Annotated in this window: 17 protein-coding genes; 11 read left to right on the forward strand and 6 right to left on the reverse strand. The window is 68.9% G+C overall.

The window, feature by feature from the left end:
- Nucleotides 1–49 precede the first annotated feature (49 nt).
- Complete coding sequence (locus LDL49_RS31070; protein ID WP_225296154.1) at nucleotides 50–538, forward strand: MarR family winged helix-turn-helix transcriptional regulator; 489 nt, start codon at nucleotides 50–52, stop codon at nucleotides 536–538.
- 209 nt (nucleotides 539–747) lie between these two features.
- Here LDL49_RS31070 and LDL49_RS31075 read toward each other — a convergent pair whose 3' ends face one another.
- From LDL49_RS31075 to LDL49_RS31085, 3 genes are all read right to left on the reverse strand, one after another.
- Nucleotides 748–918 (reverse strand): hypothetical protein, encoded by a 171-nt coding sequence (locus LDL49_RS31075; protein ID WP_225296156.1) that lies wholly within the window; start codon nucleotides 916–918, stop codon nucleotides 748–750.
- Nucleotides 919–1,098: 180 nt separating this feature from the next.
- A complete protein-coding gene (locus LDL49_RS31080) occupies nucleotides 1,099–1,446 on the reverse strand; it encodes an ArsR/SmtB family transcription factor (protein WP_225296158.1) in 348 nt (115 codons plus the stop codon).
- Nucleotides 1,443–2,363: a ketopantoate reductase family protein gene (locus LDL49_RS31085; protein ID WP_225296160.1), complete on the reverse strand. Its 921-nt coding sequence runs from the start codon at nucleotides 2,361–2,363 to the stop codon at nucleotides 1,443–1,445. The genes LDL49_RS31080 and LDL49_RS31085 overlap by 4 nt, the downstream gene beginning before the upstream one ends.
- Nucleotides 2,364–2,546: 183 nt before the next feature.
- Between LDL49_RS31085 and LDL49_RS31090 the strand changes: the two genes are divergently transcribed.
- From LDL49_RS31090 to LDL49_RS31100, 3 genes are all read left to right on the forward strand, one after another.
- A complete protein-coding gene (locus LDL49_RS31090) occupies nucleotides 2,547–3,149 on the forward strand; it encodes an acyl-CoA-like ligand-binding transcription factor (protein WP_225296162.1) in 603 nt (200 codons plus the stop codon).
- 67 nt (nucleotides 3,150–3,216) lie between these two features.
- Nucleotides 3,217–4,713, forward strand: a complete 1,497-nt coding sequence (locus LDL49_RS31095; RefSeq protein WP_225296164.1) for an FAD-dependent monooxygenase — start codon at nucleotides 3,217–3,219, stop codon at nucleotides 4,711–4,713.
- Between the two features lie 114 nt (nucleotides 4,714–4,827).
- A complete protein-coding gene (locus tag LDL49_RS31100) occupies nucleotides 4,828–5,190 on the forward strand; it encodes a dihydrofolate reductase family protein (RefSeq protein ID WP_225296165.1) in 363 nt (120 codons plus the stop codon).
- Between the two features lie 23 nt (nucleotides 5,191–5,213).
- Here the strand turns inward: LDL49_RS31100 and LDL49_RS31105 are convergent, their stop codons facing one another.
- A complete protein-coding gene (locus tag LDL49_RS31105; RefSeq protein ID WP_225296168.1) occupies nucleotides 5,214–6,776 on the reverse strand; it encodes an FAD-dependent monooxygenase in 1,563 nt (520 codons plus the stop codon).
- Nucleotides 6,777–6,883: 107 nt separating this feature from the next.
- On the opposite strand from LDL49_RS31105, the gene LDL49_RS31110 reads away from it, so the two are divergent.
- Nucleotides 6,884–7,537, forward strand: a complete 654-nt coding sequence (locus LDL49_RS31110; RefSeq protein ID WP_225296169.1) for a TetR/AcrR family transcriptional regulator — start codon at nucleotides 6,884–6,886, stop codon at nucleotides 7,535–7,537.
- Nucleotides 7,538–7,605: 68 nt separating this feature from the next.
- On the opposite strand, the gene LDL49_RS31115 is transcribed toward LDL49_RS31110, so the two are convergent.
- On the reverse strand, nucleotides 7,606–8,349 hold the full coding sequence (locus tag LDL49_RS31115) for a GntR family transcriptional regulator (protein ID WP_225296172.1): 744 nt from the start codon (nucleotides 8,347–8,349) through the stop codon (nucleotides 7,606–7,608).
- A 132-nt stretch (nucleotides 8,350–8,481) separates the two neighbouring features.
- Here LDL49_RS31115 and LDL49_RS31120 point away from each other — a divergent pair, with 132 nt between their 5' ends.
- The 5 genes from LDL49_RS31120 to LDL49_RS31140 are packed head-to-tail and all read left to right on the forward strand — an operon-like array spanning nucleotide 8,482 to nucleotide 14,024.
- The gene (locus tag LDL49_RS31120) at nucleotides 8,482–9,771 is read left to right on the forward strand and encodes an alpha-L-fucosidase (RefSeq protein WP_225296174.1); all 1,290 of its coding nucleotides are present in this window, start codon (nucleotides 8,482–8,484) and stop codon (nucleotides 9,769–9,771) included.
- Complete coding sequence (locus LDL49_RS31125; RefSeq protein WP_225296176.1) at nucleotides 9,758–11,110, forward strand: ABC transporter substrate-binding protein; 1,353 nt, start codon at nucleotides 9,758–9,760, stop codon at nucleotides 11,108–11,110. Before LDL49_RS31120 ends, LDL49_RS31125 begins: the two co-directional genes overlap by 14 nt.
- A complete protein-coding gene (locus tag LDL49_RS31130) occupies nucleotides 11,110–12,033 on the forward strand; it encodes a carbohydrate ABC transporter permease (protein WP_225296178.1) in 924 nt (307 codons plus the stop codon). Before LDL49_RS31125 ends, LDL49_RS31130 begins: the two co-directional genes overlap by 1 nt.
- Nucleotides 12,030–12,902 (forward strand): carbohydrate ABC transporter permease, encoded by an 873-nt coding sequence (locus LDL49_RS31135; RefSeq protein ID WP_225296180.1) that lies wholly within the window; start codon nucleotides 12,030–12,032, stop codon nucleotides 12,900–12,902. The genes LDL49_RS31130 and LDL49_RS31135 overlap by 4 nt, the downstream gene beginning before the upstream one ends.
- A 33-nt stretch (nucleotides 12,903–12,935) precedes the next feature.
- Complete coding sequence (locus LDL49_RS31140) at nucleotides 12,936–14,024, forward strand: mandelate racemase/muconate lactonizing enzyme family protein (RefSeq protein WP_225296182.1); 1,089 nt, start codon at nucleotides 12,936–12,938, stop codon at nucleotides 14,022–14,024.
- A 44-nt stretch (nucleotides 14,025–14,068) separates the two neighbouring features.
- Here the strand turns inward: LDL49_RS31140 and LDL49_RS31145 are convergent, their stop codons facing one another.
- Nucleotides 14,069–15,433: an erythromycin esterase family protein gene (locus LDL49_RS31145; protein WP_225296184.1), complete on the reverse strand. Its 1,365-nt coding sequence runs from the start codon at nucleotides 15,431–15,433 to the stop codon at nucleotides 14,069–14,071.
- Between the two features lie 101 nt (nucleotides 15,434–15,534).
- Here LDL49_RS31145 and LDL49_RS31150 point away from each other — a divergent pair, with 101 nt between their 5' ends.
- On the forward strand, nucleotides 15,535–16,452 hold the full coding sequence (locus tag LDL49_RS31150; RefSeq protein WP_225296186.1) for an aminoglycoside phosphotransferase family protein: 918 nt from the start codon (nucleotides 15,535–15,537) through the stop codon (nucleotides 16,450–16,452).
- Nucleotides 16,453–16,504 lie beyond the last annotated feature (52 nt).

The following is a 16,504-nucleotide window of genomic DNA, read 5'->3' on the forward strand; positions in this document are numbered from 1 at the left end:
AGGTGTGCGACAATATACCTATAGTAGATATCTAATCAAGTGAGGGTCGATGACCAGCCGAAACGACGCGTTGATGGGGCTGCTGCATCGCATGACTCAGCTCACCAGCACCCTGAGCCGGGGGCAGTTGTTCGAGCGGGCGACCGCCGCCGCGGGGGTCACGTTGGACAGGCCCCTCGTGACCATCCTCGTGACCCTCCAGGCGGCCGATCGGCCGCTCAGGGTGGGAGAGCTGGCAGCCCGGATGCAACTCGCCGGGCCGTACGTCACCCGGCAGCTTAATGACCTTGAGCAGCGCCGCCTGGTCAAGCGCGTCCCGGACCCCGACGACCAGCGAGTTCGCCTGATCGCCCTCACCCCTTCAGGAGAGGGTCTCATCGGCCGCTATCTACAGGTCATCGATGGTTGGTTCGATCAGGCGCTGTCCGAATGGTCCGGAGACGACCAGCGCGACCTCGTCCGCCTGATCGGTCGGCTCGTCGACGATCTCACCACGCATCTGGACGCGATCGTCAATGAGGACGCCTTCGTCGAATAGCGCCCAAAGTCCATGATCAACCCTCGGGGAGAGTCGGGCTGACGCTGGGAAACGATCGCTGCCGGTCTGGGAAGCGATCTTCTCAACCCCTTCTACATCCCAGGCCAGCTGTACTCGTGAACACCCCACCCAGGTCAAAGGCCACTTCCAGCCATCGGACGTGGCCTTTTTGATCTTCTGAGTGACAAACTGAGTGACATGCTGGCGGGCTACACGTCCGCGATGCCGTCGAAGATACGATCCATGGCCAGCGCGCCGGTTTGGAGCACGGGGCGGATCTGGTGTCGATAGACGGTCTCGGTCACGGTGGTGCTGGCGTGTCCGCACAGTTTTGCGATCTCGTCTATGGATAGGCCGCCGTCGTCGGAGAGCAGCGACACGAAGCTGTGTCGTAGCTCACGTGGTGTCCATGCGTCGGCATAGATGCCCTTGATGCCTCTGATGGGCGTGGCAGGGTTCTGGCCGGCAGGTGCAGCGGGTCTTGTCGGTGCAGGCGTGGGTGCGAACGTGAGTGAGACGGCCGGTCCAGCATGGCGATCAGGGCGGTCCCTGGCGCAGGGTCAAGCCGGAGGACCGGGGATCGTAGCGCAGGCGATGATCGAAGAGGTCAGATCGCGCAGCGGGGTCAGCAGGCGCGGATAGTCGGCCGCGTTGAGCGCGTACAGGCGTTGTGCGCCGTTGCGGCGCACGGTGAGCAGCCCCGCGTCACGCAGGATCTTCAGATGGTGCGACACAGCGGGCTGGGACAGGCCCAGGTGGTCGGCGATGTCGCTCACGCTGCGCGAAGCGCCGGATTCGAGCAGGAACACGATGATCTCCTGCCTGCGTTCGTCGCCCAGCGCGGTGAACAGCGGCCGGGTCGTGGCGAACAGCGCCAGGACGTCCTGTGCCTCGGCATGGCCGGTCATGCGGACGCCTCGGCACGCAGCTGCGTGAGGTGTGTGACGGGAAGGCCACGGGCCGCGCCTTCGGCGATCCAGCCGTCCAGCATCAGGCGCGTCTGCGCGCTCACCTTGGTGAAGTGCGTTTCAAGATAGCGCGGCAGGTCGAAGGGTACGAGCAGTGACAGCGCGCGTAGGGCCACGGACACGGCCCAGGCCGGGATCGCGAGTGGGGCCCGCCTTCCGTGCACTGCCGCGGCGATCGCGACAGCCTCCCGGCTGGCTCGTGCCGCGTGCGCGTACCGGGTGGCCGCGATCGACCAGCCCGCGTTCTCCAGCGCGGCGATGTAGGGCATCATCCGGGCGGCGGTGATGTCGGCCGCCCCCGCTTGCCGTGTGCGTCTGGCGCGCGCGCCGCCCGCCCGGAGCGCGGCGATCACCTGCCGGGCGCGCGGTTCCGCCCCGAAGACGCCGAGCGCTGCCCCGGGCGGTGCCCAGTAGGCGATGCCGGGCTCGCACACCTCGCCGGGCATCGGCGCCTGGTAGGCGAGCAGGGCCGGCACCACCTGGATGATCTGCTCCGCCGGCCAGGTCCGGGTGAGGACCGCGTGGTCCTGTGGTGCTTGGCTGATGGTGACCACGGTCGCGCCGCCGGTCGCGGTGTGCAGGTCTCCCGTCCAGGAGCCGGGCAGCGCGGTGGAGTCCACGCACAACCACACCATGTCCCACTCTCCGGCCACCGGCTCAGTGACCACCTGGTACGGCGTCAGTCGCTGCTCGACGGGCCGTCCTGGCCGGCGCAGCCGGTACAGCAGCGCGCCGTCACCGTCCGCCCAGTGCTCCCTGCCGGGCTTGACCAGGTAGCTGACCTGGGCGCCGCCGGCCGCCAGCCACATCCCGAAGACCTGCCCAAGTGCTCCCGCCCCCACCATCAGCACCTTCATCCGGTCTCCATCCTTAGGAATATTTAAATCTTTCGATGGATAGAGTATCTCGGGATTGGCGCTGGTTGGAAATCCAACGGGTGGCGCCGCCGTGTCGAGCAAGGTTCACACATACATGCGAGCCACGCATCTTTGCGCGCCTCGTATCTTTGCGCGCCTCGCAAATTTGGGTAGAGTGTTCGCGTGGGGCTGAGAGAGCGCAAGAAGGAAGAGACCCGGATCGCGCTGAGCTGGGCGGCGATCAAGCTGACCGTTGAGCGTGGCTTCGACAACGTCAAGGTGGAGGACATCGCCGCCGAGGCGGGCGTCTCGCACCGCACGTTCAACAACTACTTTTCCAGCAAGGGCGAGGCGATCGCGGCCAGGCACTTCGACCGAGCGGTGCAGATCGCCGACGAGCTGAGGTCCAGGCCGGACGGCGAGCCCCTGTGGGAGGCCATCGCCAACGCGGTGTTCGCCCGGTTCGCGCTTGGCATGCAAGAGGCCGAGCGCCCGGCCGACGAGCGCTGGATCGCCGGGGTCAAGCTGATGACCCAGCATCCGGAGCACCGGGGCGAGTTCCTCAAGGCCCACGCGGCCGCGGTCGATGCGCTGGCCGCGGCGGTCGCCGAGCGCACCGGCACCGATGTCGAGCGTGATCTTTATCCGCACCTGGTCGCCGGCGCGGTCGGCGCCGCCATACTCGCAGCCATCCATCTGTGGCTCCACAGCGATGCACCGGCACCGTTCGAGGAGTTGCTGCGCGACGCTCTCGGCCAGCTCGCCGCGGGCCTGCCCATGCCCTGACCTTTCCAGACCTTCCCAGGATCAGCCGGCCTGTCGCCGGTCGATCCGTCATGCCCAAAGGAGCGCCATGATCACCGATGTCGTCATAGCCGGAGCCGGGCCCAACGGCCTGATGCTGGCCTGCGAGCTCAGCCTGGCCGGAGTCCGCCCCCTGGTCCTGGAGCGTCTGCCGGAGCGCACCCAGGAGAACCGCGCCAATGGCCTGGTCGGCCAGGTGGTACGGATGCTCGATCGGCGAGGCCTGTACGAGCGGCTCACCGGAAATCAGGACCCACCCCGGCCCGCTCCCGGATTCGTCTTCGGCGCGTTGCCCCTCGACCTGAGTGCGCTGGACGACAACCCCCTCTACCTCCTTCAGGTCCCGCAGCTCAGGATCGAGCAGATGCTGGAGGAACGGGCCGTCGAGCTCGACGTTGAGATCCGGCGCGGCCACGAGCTCACCGGATTCACCCAGGAAGCGGGTGGCGTGGCCCTCCGGGTCAGCGGGCCGGCCGGGCCGTACACGATCGAAACGCGCTACCTGATCGGCGCCGATGGCGGGCACAGCATCGTACGCAAGCTGGCCGGGATCCCCTTCCCCGGCGTGACGACCGACGAGACGATCGCGCGCACCGCGCACGCCGTCGTGCCGGCCGAGCTCGTCGATCCGGTCACCGGCGGCCTCGACATTCCCGGGTACGGACCCATCCCGCCGTTGCTGCACCACCGGACCGAGCGCGGGTTGTTCGTGTACGCGCCCCTACCGGGCGCCCCCGCACCGTTGATCTCCACCATGGAGTGGAGCGGACAGGACGCCGCGGGGCCGCTCACGCTCGCGGAACTGCGGGCCAGCGCCCGCCGGGTGCTCGGTGTCGACATCGCTTTCGGCCCGCCCGACGGCCAAGGGCCGCACTTGATGCGCAAGCTCAACGGCGGCAACACCCGCCTGGCCGAGCGTTTCCGAGACGGCCGGGTGCTGCTGGTCGGCGACGCCGCCCACGTGCACTCGGCGATCGGCGGACCCGGGCTCAACCTCGGCCTGCAAGACGCGGTCAACCTCGGCTGGAAACTCGCGGCAGACGTGCGCGGCACAGCCCCCACCGGTCTCCTCGACACCTACGAGTCCGAGCGCCGCCCGGTCGCCGAGCGGGTGGTCATGTCCTCGCGCGCCCAGTCCGCACTGATCGCCCCGCGCAGCGAGGTCACCGGCCTGCGCGAGCTTTTCACCGAATTCCTCGGCGACCCGCGCAACGTCCGCCGTATCGCCGACCTGATGTCGGGCGCCGACATCCGCTACGACGTGGGCGTCGACCATCCATTGGCCGGTCGGTGGGCTCCCGACCTGGACCTCAAAGACGGTGGCCGGCTCGCCGAGCTGACCAGGGACGGTCGCCCGTACCTGATCGACTTCACCGGCGGCGACTGGGGATACCCCGCGACCGCGGCACTGCCCGGCTCCGCTGTACCGTGCACGGCGTTGCTGCTGCGGCCCGATGGATACGTGGCATGGGCCACCGACGTCCCGCAGCCGGATGCGGAGTCCCGCGCATCGCTCCGAACGGCGATCCGACGATGGCTGGGATGACCGGATGGGCGCACCTCTCAAGGACTGAGGTGGGCGTGAGCCCGGCAACCGTTCGGGCGTCCCCAGCACGGTGGCGCCGCGAAGCGGGCGTCCTCAGCACGTGGGTTCGTCGGGGTGGCGGGGGACGCCGACGGCGTTCCAGGCGTCGCGTACGGCGCGAAGGCCCTCACTGCCGAACAACTGCTGCCCCGCCTCCATCGAAGCGCGGCGAGCCGCCTCATGGCCGACCTCGCCGAGCAGGTCGCCGAGCTCAAGCGGCAGGATGGCAAGGATCTGCTGCTCACCGGCGGCTCCAGCCTGGCAGCCGCGCTCACCGACCATGGTCTGATCGACGAGTACCACATCGCGGTACACCCGGTCGTGCTGGGCGGTGGCCGGCCGCTGTTCGTCCCGCGCGACGAGCGACTGGGTCTGCGGCTGGCCGAGTCCCGTACCTGCGATTCGCAGGTGGTGGTGATGCGGTACGACTCGGTTTGACGCTTCAGCTCCTGGGATGTCTTTCAGATGCGGGCGGGTTCCAGGGCGCCGAACCACCGCTGCAAGGCCGCCCGGAGTGTTTCCGTCTCCGCGGAATCCGGATGGGGCGAGGCGGATGCCCAGGCCACGTAGCCGTCCGGGCGAAGGAGCAGAGCGGTGGGCCCATCGGGCTGGGGGCGGGCGGTGACGATGTCGACCTGGTCGTGCCGCAGGGCAGGTGCCTGCGTCAGCGATGCGCCTTCGGTCAGGTCGAGCAGCAGGGGACGGGCGGTTCTGGTCAGTTCGGCCAGCCGGACCGGTCCGGTCGGGGTGTGCAGCTCCAGGTCCGGGGCGAAGCGGCCCGTCAGCGGGTGCGGCTTGGGGTCGCCCATGTCGTAGCGGATGTCGGCGCCCGCGGTCAGTTCGGCCAGGCGTCGCACCGTGTTCGGGTCGCGGAGCAGTTCGGTGAACAGTTCGCGCAGGCCGGTGACGTCGCTGCCGGGGGCGATCAGCGCCGCCTGTGCCTGGGCGTTCACCACCATGCGGTGCGCGGCCGATCGCCGCTCCGTCTCGTACGTGTTCAGCAGGCCGGGCGGAGCGCTTCCTCGGATCTCGGCGGCGAGTTTCCAGCCGAGATTGCTCGCGTCCTGGAGGCCGAGGTTGAGCCCGGGGCCGCCCGCGGTGGCGGCGAACACGTGGGCGGCGTCGCCGATCAGGAACACCCGGCCGTGGGCGAACCGTTCGGCGATCCTGGTGTTGCCGCCGGTCAGCCGGCGCAGGGCGTGCGGCCCTTGGCCGTCGGGCGGCCCGAGTGGCACGTCGACGCCGAGCACGCGGCGGATACTCGCCCGCAACTCCTCCAGGCTCATCGGGGCGTCCGTTGCGGGCTGGTCCCACTCGTTGGTGCTGACCAGCGGTGGATGGCCGGGCATCGGCGCGTACGAGAACCCTCCGTGCTCGGTGCGGTGAGGGAGGAACGGCATGACGGCGCCGTAGCCGGGCACGTTCAGCGCGCCGTTGGCCGGGTCGACCCAGTCCGCGGGGACGGTGGCGTGCGCTGAGCGGACGGTCATGCGACCGTAGGTGATGCCGGGGAATTCGATGCCGGAGAGCTTGCGCGTGGTGCTGTGGGCTCCGTCGGCACCGATCAGGTATCCGGCCCGTAGGTGATACACCCCGTCCGGGCCCGTGATGTCGATGGTGACGGCGTCGTCGTCCTGGGACAGGCCCACGACCTCGTGTCCCCGCCGGATGTCCACGCCCAGTTCGATCGCTCGATCCTGCAGGACCTCCACTATCCGTCGCTGCGGCACCGGCAGGGCGTAGACGGGGCTGTCCTCCAGGAGGCTCAGGTCGAGGCCCATCGCGCCGAACATGAAGTACGCGGAGTTCGGCCGCGGCGGTTCGGGGCTGCCGCTGAGACGTTCGTGCAGACCGCGGTGGTCGAGCATCTTCACGACCTGGCCCAGCAATCCGTTCGCTTTCGGTTCCTGGCTGGGCTCGAATAGCCGCTCCAGCACGAGTGGCCGGACCCCTGCCAGGCTCAGTTCGCAGGCCAGCATCAGCCCGTTCGGGCCGCCGCCGGCGATGACGACATCTGCGATCATGTTGTTTCCTTCGTTGGTGGGGCGTCCTGCGAGGAGGCGACGCCAGGCTAGGCAGAAAAGTGCGTGCACGCAAGTTTGCGTGCGCGCACCCAAGCTGGAATGCTGAGATGGTGACGACAAGACGAACCGGGTTGCGCGAGCAGAAGAAGCAGGCCACCCGGGAGGCGTTGAGCGCGGCGGCATTGCGGCTGGCCCTTGAGCGTGGGCCGGACAACGTGCGCGTCGACGACATCGCCGAGGCCGTCGGCGTCTCACCCCGGACGTACAACAACTACTTCTCCAGCCGGGAACAGGCGATCATCGCCGCCGTCACCAGCGAACGGGAAGCGCGGGTCGCGGCGGCGGTGGCCGAGCGGCCCGACGGGGTCGGGCTCGCCACCGCGGTCATCGAGGCGATCGTGGATCTGTACACAGATCCGGGCGAACCCGGTCGCGACGCGCTGCTGCTGATCACCACCCGTCCCGCGCTGCGCGAGGCATTCGTCGATACCACCAGCGCGATCGAACATCCCCTCACCGACGCGATCGCCGGCCGCCTCGGTGATGTCGACCCGCACACCCCCCGAGTGCTCGCGGCGAGCGTGGCCGCCGCGGTCCGTGTCGCGGTCGAGCAGTGGCTGCGGACCACTGCCGCGTCCTTCACGGCCGGCGGGCTCGTCGTGCCGTCCGGCTCGCTACCGGACCTGCTGCGCACCATGCTCGCACCACTCACGCCCGCACTCGACGCCGCGGAGCAACGGGCCCGCCGCCGGCGTCGGTGAGCTGCTTCCTGGCTAGGGGAGCGTTGCTGGGGGCCGAGGTGCTGGCCTGACGTGGTGTTGCCGGAGCCTCAGTCGCCGGCCTGGGCAGGTTCTGCGTGCGCCGTGACGTGCGGGCTTTCGTAGGCGCTCGTCAGGCGTGATCGCGACGCCTCTAGGTGGGCGGTCATGGCGCTCGCCGCCGCCTCGGGATCGTTGCGGCAGATGGCGTCGAGCACCGCGCGGTGCTCGTCGGCGGCGTGACTGGCGATCCCGTGGTGGAAGTACAGGCGGTAACCATGGGTGTGCGCCCGGAACCTGCGCAGCGTGTCGGCGATGAGCGGGCTGCGACTGGCCTCGGCGATCGCGTTGTGGAACAGGGCGTCCAGCTCCGCGAAGCCGCGGTACGCCTCGTAGGTGTCGCCGACCAGCGGTGACATCATCTGCTCCAGCGATGCCCGCATGGCGGCCACCTCGGCGGCCGTGGCGTACCGCGCGGCACGCGCGGCGGCGGAGGGTTCGAGGAGCAGGCGAACGTCGTACAGGTCGTCAAGGGCGGCCCGGTCGAGCAGGGGGGCCACCAGGTAGCCCGTGTTCGGCCGGCGGACGACGAGCCCCTCCGACTCGCAGCGCGCGAGTGCTTCGCGGACCGGCGTCTGCGACACGTCGAGTTCGCGGGCGAGCCCGTCGATCGACAGCTTCGCCCCAGGCTCCAGGTCGTGATCCATGAGCCGGGCCTTCAGCGCCTGGAAGACCGATTCGCGGACGCTGACCTTGGTCGGCTCGTCGGAACCCGAGCCGCTGGACGCGCCCGTCACCGGCGTTGAGTCACCCATCTCCCCTCCATCTGACGTCACCGCGGGCATCTTCCCTCTTCGTGGTTGACACATGACCGAAACGCCCTGCATCCTCATGCAATCGTATCGTATCCGATCTGGGCAAGCCGCCCGACGCAAAAGGATGAGTTCGTGACCTTCCCTGACTGGTTCGCCGACGCGGGTTTCGGCCTGTTCGTGCACTGGGACCATGCGAGTCAGCAAGGCGTGGAGATCGGCTGGCCCCTGGTCGGCAAGTCGATCCTTCCGGGCCGCACAGAACCCGAAGCCGACATGACCATCACGCAGTACCAGTCGAGCGCGGCCACGTTCGACCCGCGGCGCTGGGATCCGCGAGGCGTCGCGCGGCTCGCCCGCGACGCGGGTGCCCGCTACGTGGTCTTCACCGTCCGCCATCACGCCGGGTACTCGATGTACCACACGAGGCAGTCGGAGTTCTCCATCGCGGCGTCGCCGTACGGACGTGACGTCACCCGGGAGTTCTTCGACGCCTTGCGCGCCGAGGGCCTGCGGGTCGGCGTCTACTACTCGCTGCTCGACTGGAACCATCCCGACTACCCGGCGTTCACCGACGCCGATCGGCCCTATCCGTACGACCGTTACCGGCGCCCCTCGCCGGAGCAGTGGGCGCGATACCTCGGCTACGTCAAGGGACAGCTCACCGAGCTGCTCACCGAGTACGGGACGATCGACCTGCTGTGGTTCGACGGGGAATGGGAGCGCACCGCGGCGGAATGGCACGCCGCCGAGCTCCGCGAGCTGATCAAATCCCTGCAGCCGGATGTGATCATCAATGACCGGCTGCCGGGCCAGGGCGACTACGCGACACCCGAGCAGGGCATGCCGCGCCGGCCGCCGGGCGGACCGTGGGAGCTGTGTCTCACCATGAGCGAGAGCTGGGCCTACCGCCCCGACGACCTCGACTACAAGAGCCCGCGGTTGCTCGCCTCCTACCTGAGCGAGGTCGTCTCCCGGGGCGGCAACCTCCTGCTCAACATCGGGCCGCGGGGTGACGGCTCGCTCGTGCCGACCGAGATCGCCACGCTCAAGCAGCTCGGCAGCTGGCTCGCCAGCCATGGCGAGAGCATCGTCGGGGCCGCGCCCGCGCCGGAACGCCTCGACTTCCACGGCCCGGCCACGCAGCGCGGCAACAACGTCTATCTCCACCTGCTGCTGCAACCGAAGGACGTGCTCGTCGTCAGGAACGTTCCCATCGGCTCGGTCGTCGGCGTTCGCCTGCTCGGCACCGAGCAACCGCTGCGGTACAGCCTCAACGAGGAAGTGCACAAGGCGAACGGCGCGGACGACGAGCCGCTCGGCGAACTGTTCATCACCGTGCCCCCACCGACCGGCGCCCTCATCGATGTCATCGCCATAGAGCTGTCAGCTCCCTGGAAGGACGGGTCCCGTGCCACTTTCTAGAACTCTCAAGGCAGCCAGGCCCGTCCTCGCGGGCGTCCTGCTCGCGGCCGCCGTCGTCGCGTGCGGCACCGGCACCGGGCCAGGCGGCGGCGACGGCAAGACGCTGCGGGTCCAGATCCCCACCGGACCGCTGGCGAGCGCCATGCAGCAGGTCGGCAAGGACTTCGAGAAGGCCAACCCGGGCACGGTGGTCACCTTCGAGGGCGTCGACTCCGGCAGCTCCCGCGGCCCCAACGTGGCCCTGCTCAGCTCGACCGGCACCCCGGACATCGGCTACCTCCAGCGCAGCACGGGTGTCTGGTCGGCGCTGCTGAAGAACAAGCAGCTGACCCCGCTGGACGACGTCTGGAAGGCCGCCGGCCTGGCGGACAAGTACTCCAAGAGCCAGGTCGACTACTACACGACCAACGGGCAGCACTACGGCGTCCTCTACGAGCAGCTGCTGATCAACCCCGTCTACTACAACAAGGCGGCCTTCGCCAAGGCCGGCATCTCCGATCCGCCCGACCACCAGGTCGCCTCCGTCGCCGACTTCGAGTCCATGGTGGGCAAGGTCAAGGCCGCCGGTTACGAGGGATTCGGCGTGGGCGGGTCGAGCCCGTACGACCTGGGACACACGCTGGACGCGCTGCTGCCCACCGCGGTGCCGGCCGCCGACTACGACGCCCTGCTCACCAACTTCAAGCCCGGATCCCCCACGAACGTCAAGTACACCGACCCCGGCTTCGTGAAGGTGCTCCAGACGATCCAGGACTGGCAGAAGAAGGGCATCTACCAGAACGGGATGCTCGGCATGGACACCGACCAGGCCCAGGGGCTGTTCACCAGCGGAAAACTCGCGATGCTGCAGGGCGGCAACTACACCTACGCGAGCCTGAAGGAGGCCAAGCCGGCGTTCGAGATGGGCTGGTTCCTGCTGCCTCCGCTCACCCCGGGCCAGAAGACGCCGTTCGACGCCTTCAACGGTGACACCCTGGTGGTCCCGGTCAAGGCGGCGAACCCGGATCTGGCCAAGAAGTTCCTTCAGTTCTTCATGACCGACAAGTACCAGGTCAGCGTCGTCGCCGCCACCGGTTCGCTCCCGGTGTTCAGCTCGATCCCCGCATCGAGCCTGTCGAACCTCGGCGACCTGGTGCAGCAGCAGTTCGAGCTGTCGCAGTCCGTCGGATTGGTCAACATCTGGGACTCCACCGTGCCGTCCACCCTCGGGCAGGCGTTCTCGGTGCCGGTGCTGCAGAAGCTCGTGGCCGGCAAGCTGACCCCGCGGCAGGCGGCGCAGCAGTACCAGTCGGCGCTGGAGGACCTGCAGTCCGGCAAGGTGTCGGGAGCATCGGACTGATGACCGCCGACAAAGTCGTTCTGGCGACGGCCGCCGCGCCGCGGCCTCCGCGCCGGAGGGCACGGATCTTCCCGATCGCGGTGATGGCCCCGGCCCTGGTGCTGCTGCTCGTGCTCGTCGCCTACCCGATCGCCGGATCCGTGCGCATCAGCCTCGGCACCTGGGACGGCATCGGCGCGGTCGCCTATCACGGCCTGGACAACTACCGGCGGCTGCTGCGCGATTCGCTGGTCTGGGAGTCCATCGGGACCAGCCTGCAGTTCTTCATCGGGACCGTGGTGTTCACGGTGACCTTCGGCTGCCTCCTGGCCAACGCGATCAGCCGGAAGGTCCCCGGCGCCCGGATCTTCAAGGTCGTCTGGTTCCTGCCGGTGATCATCCCGGTCAGCATCGCGGGCATCTTCTGGTCGAACGCGTTCCAGCCCACGACCGGCGTGGTGAACTCGCTGCTCGGCCTGATCGGGCTCGGGGACGATCATGCCTGGCTGGCGTCGTCCTCGACGGCACTGTACGCGGCGATCTTCGTAGCGGTGTGGACGCAGACCGGGTACGCGATGCTGATCCTGCTGGGCGCGATGGAGACCATCCCCGAAGAGGTGCATGAGGCGGCCACGCTCGACGGCGTCGGGGCGGCCGGACGGCTGTTCCGGATCACCTTGCCGAACATCGTGCCGATGCTGGGCACGATCACGACGCTGACCTCGGTGTTCTCGTTCAACGCCTTCGGCATCATCTACGCGATGACCCGAGGTGGCCCGGGTAACTCCACGAGCATCCTTCCGGTGCTGGTCTACAAGCAGTCCTTCGTCGACCAGGACTACGGCTACGGCTCGGCCACCGCGGTCATCACGACGCTGATCGTCGCCGTCATCGGGATCATGGTCATGCGGATCTTCCGCCAGCAGACCCTGGACGCGCGATGACGGCGCCGCGGACTCAGAGCGGAACGCGATCGGCCTGGCGGCACGGCCCGTTGTGGTACGTCGGCTACGCACTCCTGCTGCTCTGGACGGTGATCACGGTCGTGCCGTTCGTGTCGATGCTGCTGCTGTCCCTGCACTCGACCAGCGACATCTACGCCCACCCGCTGGGGCTGGGCGGCCAGTGGGTGCTGTCGAACTACGCCGACGCCTGGCGGGGCGTGGTCGGTGGCGCGCCGCTGTCGACGTACATCATCAACAGTGTGCTGGTGGCACTGTGCAGCCTGGCCATCGGCGTGACCTGCGGCAGCCTCGCCGGCTACGGCCTGGCCCGCGCGACCAGGGGCCTGTCGAACGCCGTCAGCCGCGTCATGGTCCTCGCCCTGAGCGTCCCGCTGGTCGTCGCGCTGATCCCGACGTTCGAGCTGCTGGGCAGGTATCAGATGCTCAACAGCGTGGCGGGCATCTCGCTGGTCTACGCCGCCTTCATGACGCCCACCATCGCTCTCATCATGCGGTCGGTGTTCGCCGCCGTACCGCGGGAACTGCTCGAAGCAGCCAAGATCGACGGTTACGGGGAGCTGGCCGCGCTGCTCCGGGTGGTTCTGCCCGTCAGCAAGGGCGGTTTCGTCTCGGTCACGCTGCTCGGGCTCATCTTCGTGTGGAGCGAGGTCCAGTTCGGCGTCGTCCTGCTGACCCGCCCGCAGAACCGCACACTGTCGGTCGGTCTGCTCTCCTTCCAGGGCCAGTTCGTCAGCGACCAGGGGGCCTTCTTCGCCGGCCTCGTCATCGCGACGTTCCCGATCGTCATCCTCTTCCTGATCTTCCAGCGCTACGTCACGAGCGGCATCACCCTGGGTGCGCTCAAGTGAGTCCCTCAGCGGCCTCTTCCAGGAGCACATGACATGACCCGAATCGAACGAATCGACGTCCAGATGGTCGACCTGCCACCGGCGGCCGTCCGCGTCGACGCGATGCAGTCCTTCGTCAAGCAGGAGACCGTGCTCGTCACCGTGCACACCTCCGACGGGCTGTCCGGCACCGGGTACTCGTACACGATCGGGACCGGCGGGCGGGCCGTCATGTCCCTCATCACCGACCACCTGGTCCCGGCACTTCTGGGCCGGGACGCTCGGCCGGTCGAGGCGCTGTGGCGGCACATGCTCGACCAGACGCGCGCGACCACCGTCGGGGCCATCACCTCACTGGCGTTCGCCGCCGTCGACACCGCGCTCTGGGACCTGCGCGGCCGCCGTACCGGTGAGTCGCTGTGGCGGATGGCAGGTGGCGCGCACGAGCGGCTGCCCGTCTACGACACCGAGGGCGGCTGGCTGCACCTGCCCGTCGAGGAACTGGTGGACGGCGCGAAGCGAGCGGCCACAGCCGGGATGTGCGGGGTGAAGGTCAAGGTGGGCAGGCCGTCGCTCGCCGAAGACGCCGAGCGGCTCGCGGCCGTCCGCGAGGCTGTGGGAGCGGGCTTCGAGGTCATGGTCGACGCCAACCAGGCATTCACCTCCGCGGAGGCGATCCGCCGCGCCCGGACGTACGAGCCGCTCGGCATCGCCTGGTTCGAGGAGCCGCTGCCGGCCGACGACCTCAACGGGCACCGAAGGCTGGCCGCCTCCACCTCGGTGCCGGTGGCGGTCGGCGAATCCCTCTACTCCGTCCAGCGGTTCGGTGACTACCTGGCCGCGGGCGCGGTCGGCATCGTGCAGGTCGACGTGGCCCGCATCGGCGGGATCACCCCATGGCTGAAGGTCGCCCACGCCGCCGAGGCGTTCAACGTCGCCGTGAGCCCCCACTTCCTCATGGAACTGCACGTCAGCCTGGCCGCCGCGGTGCCGAACGGGATGTACGTCGAGCACATCCCGCAGTTGCGGGCGATCACCCGTAGCTCTCTGGTGATCGAGGACGGCCATGTGGCGCCGCCCGACGTCCCCGGCATCGGGATCGACTGGAATCCCGATGCCCTCGACGACCATCGCGTCGCCTGAGTGAGACGAGGTGACGAGCAGCCGCGCGGGTCTCTCCGGAGACGTCACGGCAGCAGCGCGGCGGCCTTGACCTTGTGCAGGTGGATCACGATGTCGAAGGACTTGCCGAGGGCGGCCTTGGTGGCCTGGTCGGGTGACCAGAAGCCGCCGCCGATCAGGCGGGTGGGGCGGGGCTCGGCGAGCCAGGTCCTGGCCGCCGGTGGTGCGGTACGGGTGTCGAGGATGAAGTCGCGGTAGCGGACCTGGTCCAGGACGTACTCGTTGTAGTCGCTGTCGGCGGCGGCGACCGAGCCCTTGCAGGTCAGAGGCCGCTCGGCCGGGGTGGAACCGGCCGGGCACGCACCCTTGTCGAGGCTGAAGTTGTAGCCGCCCTGGTCGAAGCTGGTGCCGACGGTGACGAAGCGGTCGCCGAGGCGCTCGCGCAGGACGCCGCCCATCGGGGCGGGGACGAACATGGTGTCGATCGGGGTGTAGCTGATGTGCGCGTTCAGCCCGGACATCTGGATCTTGTGGCCGGTCGTCTTGTTCCACCAGACGACGTTGTCGGCCAGCGCGTTGTCCCGATACTCCTGCGCCTGCCTGCGTCCCTCGGCGGTGGCCTGGTCGAAGGCGAAGTCGGTGAAGGTCTGCGACAGGGCGCGGGCGTGCTGCACCGCCCACTGGTAGTCCTCGCCGCCGGGCTTCTGCCGCTGGAGGAGCTTGAGGGCCTCGGTGGCGCGCCGGGCGCTGTCCTTGCGGGTCTCCAGCGGCTGGGACAGCGCGATGCCCATGTACTCCCCGGCGTTCGGGGTGGTGGGCCGCAGCCCCTCGTACAGCTTGGTGAACTCGGGCGTCAGGTCGGGGTGGTGCTCGGCGACGTAACCGAGGACCTTGTCGAACAGGACGTCGCCGGGGTAGAGCAGGTCAGCGCCCATGAACTGGACCTTGGCCTGGTGGGTGGCGTTGTAGGAGCGCATCCAGGTGATCAGGCCGAGGAACTCGCGGTTGTTGAACAGGGCGTAGGGGCCGGTGACCTCGTCGTGCAGGATCTGCCGCGGGTCGCCCTTGCCGCGAAGGACGTAGTCGTTCAGCCGCACACCGGTGCTCCAGCTCAGCTCCCGGGCGAAGGTGGTGAACCCCTTCTCCGTCACCAGGTAGCGGAACAGCAGGTGGTTGAGGGTGTAGAACTCGGCGGTGCTGTGCGTGGCCTCCCCGACACCGACCACCTTCGCACCCGCCACCATCGCGCCGAACGCGTCCAGATCACGCAGGCCACCCCGGGGCGAGGTGGAGACGAGAGGCTTGGCCACCGCGTCGATCGCGGCCACGACGGCGCCCGGGCTGCCGGTGTCGGCGATCGCGGCGGGGCTGACGGCGGTGGTGAGCGCGAGGCCGAGGGCGAGCGCGCCGCCCCAAGGCTTGGTGTTCATATGATGTCCCGGTGCATGAGTGGTTGTTGTTGACGGATGTAAGCCTCGGCGGCAGCGCTGACAGTGCGGCGACAGTCCGCTGACGATGACCGAGAGACGACATGAGCATCCCCATCGACATTCCCGACGCCTTCGCCGCGTCGTACGGCGCGAACATCGCGTCCGGCCGTGCCTGGATAGCCGAGTTGCCCCGGCTGGCCGCGGACTTCCTGGACCGCTGGACACTGCGGCCGGACGGCCCCGCAGCACACGGCATGGCCTCGCTCGTGCTGCCAGTGATCCGCGCGGATGGTGCGCCCGCGGTGCTGAAGTTCCAGCAGGCGAGCGAGGACAACGTCGGCGCCGCGCTCGGTCTGCGGGCATGGAACGGCAACGGCATGGTGCACCTGCTCGACCACGACCCGGACACCGGCACCATGTTGCTGGAGCGACTGGACGCGGCCCGGCCCCTGTCGTCGGTGGTTGACGACGATGCCGCCATGCGGATCCTCGCCGAGCTGATGGCGCGCCTGGTCGCGCTGCCCGCCCCACCCGGTCTGCGGCATCTGTCCGACATCGCCGCCGCCATGCTGGACCAGGTTCCCCGCGCTGTACCGGCGTTGCGCGACCCGGACGAGCAGCAGCTGGTACGCACCTGCGCGTCCGCCGTGGCCGAATTGATCGGCGAACCTGGTGACCGCCTGCTGCACTGGGACCTGCACTACGACAACATCCTCGCCGGGCAACGCGAACCATGGCTGGCCATCGACCCCGAACCGCTGGCCGGCGACCCCGGGTTCGACTTGTGGCCGGCGCTGGACAGCCGATGGGAGGAGGCGGTGGTGGCGACCGACGACGTGACCCGTACGGTCCTCCGCCGCTTCGACCTCCTCACCGAGGCGCTCGGCCTGGACCGGCAGCGGGCGGCCGGGTGGACACTTGGCCGCATCCTGCAGAACGCCTTGTGGGACGTCGAGGACGGCAAGACCGTACTGGAACCGGCCCAGGTCGCCCTGGGCATGACTCTGCTACGCCGTTAGGCACCTCCTCTGCGGCCTGCCTGGCCGGGAGCTGTTCCATCGGCTGCGCCCC

Origin of the sequence: Nonomuraea aurantiaca (genome assembly GCF_020215705.1) — a bacterium.
In the GTDB taxonomy this organism is placed as follows: Bacteria; Actinomycetota; Actinomycetes; order Streptosporangiales; family Streptosporangiaceae; genus Nonomuraea; species Nonomuraea aurantiaca.

Coding starts and splice junctions, on each gene's coding strand:
- LDL49_RS31070 (WP_225296154.1), top strand. CDS start 50: ATGACCAGCCGAAACGACGCGTTGATGGGGCTGCTGCATCGCATGACT.
- LDL49_RS31080 (WP_225296158.1), bottom strand. CDS start 1,446: ATGACCGGCCATGCCGAGGCACAGGACGTCCTGGCGCTGTTCGCCACG.
- LDL49_RS31085 (WP_225296160.1), bottom strand. CDS start 2,363: ATGAAGGTGCTGATGGTGGGGGCGGGAGCACTTGGGCAGGTCTTCGGG.
- LDL49_RS31095 (WP_225296164.1), top strand. CDS start 3,217: ATGATCACCGATGTCGTCATAGCCGGAGCCGGGCCCAACGGCCTGATG.
- LDL49_RS31105 (WP_225296168.1), bottom strand. CDS start 6,776: ATGATCGCAGATGTCGTCATCGCCGGCGGCGGCCCGAACGGGCTGATG.
- LDL49_RS31110 (WP_225296169.1), top strand. CDS start 6,884: ATGGTGACGACAAGACGAACCGGGTTGCGCGAGCAGAAGAAGCAGGCC.
- LDL49_RS31115 (WP_225296172.1), bottom strand. CDS start 8,349: ATGGGTGACTCAACGCCGGTGACGGGCGCGTCCAGCGGCTCGGGTTCC.
- LDL49_RS31130 (WP_225296178.1), top strand. CDS start 11,110: ATGACCGCCGACAAAGTCGTTCTGGCGACGGCCGCCGCGCCGCGGCCT.
- LDL49_RS31135 (WP_225296180.1), top strand. CDS start 12,030: ATGACGGCGCCGCGGACTCAGAGCGGAACGCGATCGGCCTGGCGGCAC.
- LDL49_RS31140 (WP_225296182.1), top strand. CDS start 12,936: ATGACCCGAATCGAACGAATCGACGTCCAGATGGTCGACCTGCCACCG.
- LDL49_RS31145 (WP_225296184.1), bottom strand. CDS start 15,433: ATGAACACCAAGCCTTGGGGCGGCGCGCTCGCCCTCGGCCTCGCGCTC.
- LDL49_RS31150 (WP_225296186.1), top strand. CDS start 15,535: ATGAGCATCCCCATCGACATTCCCGACGCCTTCGCCGCGTCGTACGGC.